The 4899-nt window shown below is 62.0% G+C and carries 5 protein-coding genes; all 5 read right to left on the bottom strand.

Going from position 1 to position 4899, the window contains the following annotated elements:
- Positions 1–269: 269 nt before the first annotated feature.
- The 5 genes from DD1DGNOD_RS08115 to DD1DGNOD_RS08095 all read right to left on the bottom strand — a co-directional run bounded on the left by DD1DGNOD_RS08115 (position 270) and on the right by DD1DGNOD_RS08095 (position 4810).
- Positions 270–1454, bottom strand: a complete 1185-nt coding sequence (locus DD1DGNOD_RS08115; protein WP_131769815.1) for a serine hydrolase domain-containing protein — start codon at positions 1452–1454, stop codon at positions 270–272.
- On the bottom strand, positions 1432–2148 hold the full coding sequence (locus DD1DGNOD_RS08110) for a 3-oxoacid CoA-transferase subunit B (protein ID WP_131769814.1): 717 nt from the start codon (positions 2146–2148) through the stop codon (positions 1432–1434). Before DD1DGNOD_RS08110 ends, DD1DGNOD_RS08115 begins: the two co-directional genes overlap by 23 nt.
- Positions 2145–2867, bottom strand: coding sequence for a CoA transferase subunit A (locus tag DD1DGNOD_RS08105; protein WP_131769813.1), 723 nt, complete (start codon positions 2865–2867; stop codon positions 2145–2147). Before DD1DGNOD_RS08105 ends, DD1DGNOD_RS08110 begins: the two co-directional genes overlap by 4 nt.
- 164 nt (positions 2868–3031) lie before the next feature.
- Complete coding sequence (locus DD1DGNOD_RS08100; protein WP_241255549.1) at positions 3032–4027, bottom strand: sugar phosphate isomerase/epimerase family protein; 996 nt, start codon at positions 4025–4027, stop codon at positions 3032–3034.
- Positions 4028–4036: 9 nt separating this feature from the next.
- On the bottom strand, positions 4037–4810 hold the full coding sequence (locus tag DD1DGNOD_RS08095; protein WP_165036519.1) for an SDR family NAD(P)-dependent oxidoreductase: 774 nt from the start codon (positions 4808–4810) through the stop codon (positions 4037–4039).
- Positions 4811–4899 lie beyond the last annotated feature (89 nt).

Here is a 4899-nt window from a genome sequence, read left to right as displayed (position 1 = left end):
AACGTGTCATCCTCCACGACGCGGACCAGGTCGACCCCGAAGCGACCGCCGACATGGCCGCCAAGCTCCGCAGCGTCCTGATCGCCGCCAAATATCAGGTCACTCGCCCCGAGCGGCCGACACCAGCGGAAATCCACGCCATCCGCCTGGCCTGGGACACCGACGCCGCATAACCGCGAAAGTCGAGGCAGACAGCTGGGCTGCAAAATGCCCATAGATGTCCCACGTCGACGTTCGCGCCTGGACACCGCGTACGCGGGATCAATGCCTCAGCTGCGTCTCCGCACCGCCTCGTAGAGCACGTCGAGCAGCGCCTGCGAGCGCGGGTCACCCGCAGGATCGTCACGCATCTGGTTCATCACATACGACAAGCCCACACGCTCCTCTGGCCACGCCGCGTGGACCGAGCCTCCGGCGCCCGTATGCCCGAACGCCTCCGCCGGCGGCCCGAAGACGCGTGCCTCGGTCTGGAGCTGGAACCCGACGCCGTAGGCTATCGGCTCGCCCACGAACGGCTCGCGGAAGCGAGCCAGCTCCGTGCGCGCGAGGTCGATCGCCTCCGAGGAGGCAAGCCGGGCTCCTTCCAGCTCACCGCCTCGGGCGAGGCACCCGTACAGCCGTGCCATGGAGCGGGCGGTGCCGATCCCGTTGACACCCGGAATCTCAGCCGCATGCAACGCCCGGCGGTTCCACAACGGTTCATCGGGAGGGAAGATCGGCGGGTTCGCCCACACCATGGCCTGCAGCTGGTCGCCGCCCGCGCTGCCAGGGCCGTATGCGGGGTTCGCCCCCCAGCCCGGCCCATAGCTCAGCATGGAAACCCGCGGCTCCATCGCGTTGGGCAAGCCGATCCAGACCTCGAGCTGCAGAGGGGCGGCGATCTCCTTGGCGAAGAAGCGCCCCACGCTGCGTCCGCTCACTTGGCGGACTAGCTCGCCGCAGAGCCATCCGTACGTCAGTGGGTGATACATCCGCGCTGCGCGTTGGTCCGTTTCAGGCGGCTGCTCGGCGAGCAGCGCAGCCAGGCGCCGATCGTCGACCAGATCGGCCGCAGCCAGCGGGGATCGGATCCCCGGGAGACGTGCACGGTGTGACGCCAGCTCTGCAACGGAGATGGTCTCCTTGCCGTTTGCCGCAAACTCCGGCCAGTACTCGCAGACAGGCGCATCGAGACACAGCTCTCCGCGATCGAGCAGCACCAGCAAGCAGGTGGCGACCAGCCCCTTGGTGCCCGAGAACACCAGCTGCAGCGTGTCCTTCCGCCATCTTCGGCCGGCTTCGGCGTCCGCAACGCCACCCCACAGGTCAACAATCAGCTCCCCGTCGACGTACGCCGAGAAGGCCGCGCCCGCCTCACCCCGCAGCGCGAAGTTCCGGTCGAACTCCTCGGCGATGGGTTCGAACCCCGGAGCAACGAAGCCGGCCACGACCTCAGCGTGAGGCCCCGTTGACATGCGTCGCCACCTCCTGCTCCTCCTCCAGCGCTGCCGAGAGGCGCTCGAACTCCGTTCCGCCCGCCATCGTGATCGGCGCATCGGTCTTGTCCATCACCTCGGCTGTCGAGACGTTCGGCGCCAAGCGTGTGAGCAGGAGCCCGTCGCGCGTGACATCGAGCACGCAGAGGTCGCTGATGATGCGGTGAACGACGCAGCGACCAGTTAGTGGCAAAGTGCAGTTACTAACGATCTTGGGTGTGCCGTCCTTAGCCGTGTGGTCGGTGAGGACGACGATCCGTCGCGCCCCGGCGACCAGGTCCATGGCGCCGCCCATGCCTTTCACCAGCGATCCGGGCACGGTCCAGTTCGCCAGGTCACCGTTGGCGCCGACTTGGAGGGCACCAAGGAGCGCGACGTCGACGTGGCCGCCACGGATCATGGCGAATGAAGCGGCTGAGTCGAAGATGCTGGCGCCAGGATTGAGAGTGACAGTCTGCTTGCCCGCATTGATGAGGTCTGGATCCTCATCGCCCTCGAACGGGAACGGCCCCATTCCGAGGATGCCGTTCTCGCTCTGCAGCGTGATGTGTACGCCGGCGGGTAGGTTGTTCGCCACCAGGGTGGGTATGCCAATGCCGAGGTTGACGTAATCTCCGTCGTGGAGTTCCTCCTCGGCCGCGATGCGCGCAATGTCCTCGCGGGTCCAGCTCATGACTCGGCACCCGACCCGGTGAGTTCGCGGCGGCGCACGGTGCGCTGCTCAATGTGCTTGATCGGGTTCGGTGCATGGATCAGGCGGTCGATGTAGATGCCTGGCGTGACGACGCGGTCAGGGTCCAGGTAGTTTTCGATGAACAGTTCCGCTTCGACCACAGTCACTTGTCCACAGGTTGCGACAACCGGGTTGAAGTTACGCGCGGTGTACCGGTAAGTCAGGTTGCCTTCCGGGTCGGCCGTGTGGGCATGCACGAGCGCGACGTCGGCGGTGATTGCACGTTCGAGCAGGTAGGTTTCGCCGTCGAACTCGGCGTGCGGTTTCCCGTCCGCGATGGACGTGCCGACACCGGTCTTCGTATAGAAGGCAGGAATGCCGGCTCCACCGGCCCGCATCCGTTCGGCGAGCGTTCCTTGCGGCACGAATTCGACCTCCAGCTCTCCGCTCAAGTACTGCTGCGCGAACAGCTTGTTCTCGCCGACGTAGGACGCCACGACCTTGATGACTTGACGGCTCTCGAGAAGGATGCCGAGCCCCTTGCCATCGACTCCCATGTTGTTCGACACAATCGTGAGGTCATGAACGCCTGCCTCGCGAACCGCCTCGATCAGGCTGTTCGGGTTACCGCACAGGCCAAATCCACCTATGACGATCGTCTGCCCGTCGGCGAGAACGCCCTCCAAGGCGTCGCGGGCGCCACTTCGAATCTTCCGCAATCTGGTCTCCTCGTCGTGATAAGGCCGTCGGGTGGCACGTAGGTTTGACAGAGACGCGCCCAGCCTGTGGAAGGGAGCCGCAGGAAGCCTGTCATCGGTGAGGTCATGGCCCGCATCAACCGCATGATCTTTCCGGTGAGTCGGCCCGCCGCACCTCTCGATTGTCACTCAATAGATGCAGGCGACCACTCATACTTATCGAACCAGTTCTCGGACGGTATGGGTGCGCGGGGAGCTGCCCGTCTAACGACGTCGACGGACTTTTCTAGCGCTTCATCCACCGTCATAAACGACTCTTCGATCTCGATCGCGACGACGTCATCATATCCGTTGCGGCGCAGAGAAGTGAAGAAGTCACGCCAGAATGTTTCGGCGTGACCGAACCCGATCGCCTTATACGTCCACGATCGCTGGTCCCAGTCATCATAACGGCATGCAGGAACGACACCGTCATGTGCGACTCGACGTGGGTCAAGTCGCGCATCTTTGGCATGCGCATGCCCTATTGCACCGCGAAGCTGGTCAATGAAGATTAGCGGGTCAATTCCCATCCACCACAAATGTGAGGGATCGACGTTTACGCAAAGTTTCTCACCGCAGACTTCCCGAAGTCGTAAGAATGTCTGCGCGTTGTAAACCATGAATCCGCCGAGCGGCTCCATGCATAGTGTTATGCCGTAGTCTTTCGCAATCGCGCATGCCTCGCGCCAGTATGGGATGAGCTTCTCTTCCCACTGCCAGCGGTACACCTCTTCAAAGTCCGCGTAGATGGAGGGAATAATCCAATTTGGCACTCGGTCGCTGGGGCCGCCGGACGGAACACCAGATATCACGGTTATCCGCGCCACGCCAAGCTTACTAGCAACGTCACACATGGCGACAAGGTCCGAATGAGCCGCCTCTGCGCGTACTGCATCAGGATGGAGCGGATTTCCGTAGCACCCAAGTGCCGAGATCGTTAGCCCGCGTGATGTTACCGATTGGGCGAAGCTGGCGAGCGCTTCGGCGTTGGCGGATAGCTCATGAGGGTCAAGATAAGTCGTTGGAACGTGACCGCCGCCAGCCGGCTCTATGTGAGTGATGCCGTTTCGTACTGCAAGATCAAGCGCCTCCGGCCACGAGCGCCCCAGCCGAGGGTCGACGACTAATCCGATTTCCATCTGGTTCACCTATCCCCGTTTCCGGTCGGCTTCGAGATCGTAATGCGCCATGCTGGGATAGTCGCCTTTGATAGTCCAGCCCCCGTCGACATGCAGGACTTCGCCGGTGACAAAGGCTGAGGCGTCGGAGGCGAGGAAGATCAGCGGCCCTACGAAGTCCTCAGGCGTCGCGACTCGCCGCATTGGTGTCACGCGTTGCCAGCTACGATCGAAATCTGGGTCATACTCCCAATTTCTCTCTGTGCTGGTTGCGGCTGGAGCAATGGCGTTCACCCGTATACGCGGTGCCAATTCGAGCGCAAGCTGCCGCGTCATTGCTTCTAGCCCGCCCTTTGATGTCGTGTACAGTGAATGATTTTCAATCATTAGCGTTGCGGCGCATGATGATATATTGATGACCGAACCATGGTCGCCCATCACTTGTGCAGCAGAGACAGTGGCGAAGAACGAGCCGCGAAGATTGGTATTCATCACATCATCCCAATCTTCTTGTGTTGCATCGCTGGCAAGGCCAAAGCGGGTGCGGCCAGCGTTGTTGACGAGTACGTCGAGCCGGCCGAAGTTGTCGATAGTTCCGCTTATCAGGCGCTCGACGTCATTCCGCTGTCCGACATCGGCGCCGATTGCGACTGCCTTTCTTCCGAACTGCCTGACGAGACTGCAAGTCTCGTCAGCACCACGGTGGTCGTTCTTAAAATTCACCACCAGGTTTGCCCCAGCCTTGGCCAGCCCTATAGCGAACGTGCGTCCAATGCCCTTGCTTGCACCGGTAACGATCGCCACGGAGTCATCCAGTTGAACCGTGCTTCTTGTCATTCGTCTGTCTCGCCTCCCTAGTGTCTCGTGATTCTTGGTTATTTACATGATGGGAT

The sequence above is a fragment of the Candidatus Protofrankia californiensis genome (assembly GCF_900634765.1).
GTDB classification, from domain to species: domain Bacteria; phylum Actinomycetota; class Actinomycetes; order Frankiales; family Frankiaceae; genus Protofrankia; species Protofrankia californiensis.
The sequence above is the reverse complement of the archived record's forward strand: the minus strand, read 5'-3'. Positions and strand labels throughout refer to the sequence as shown.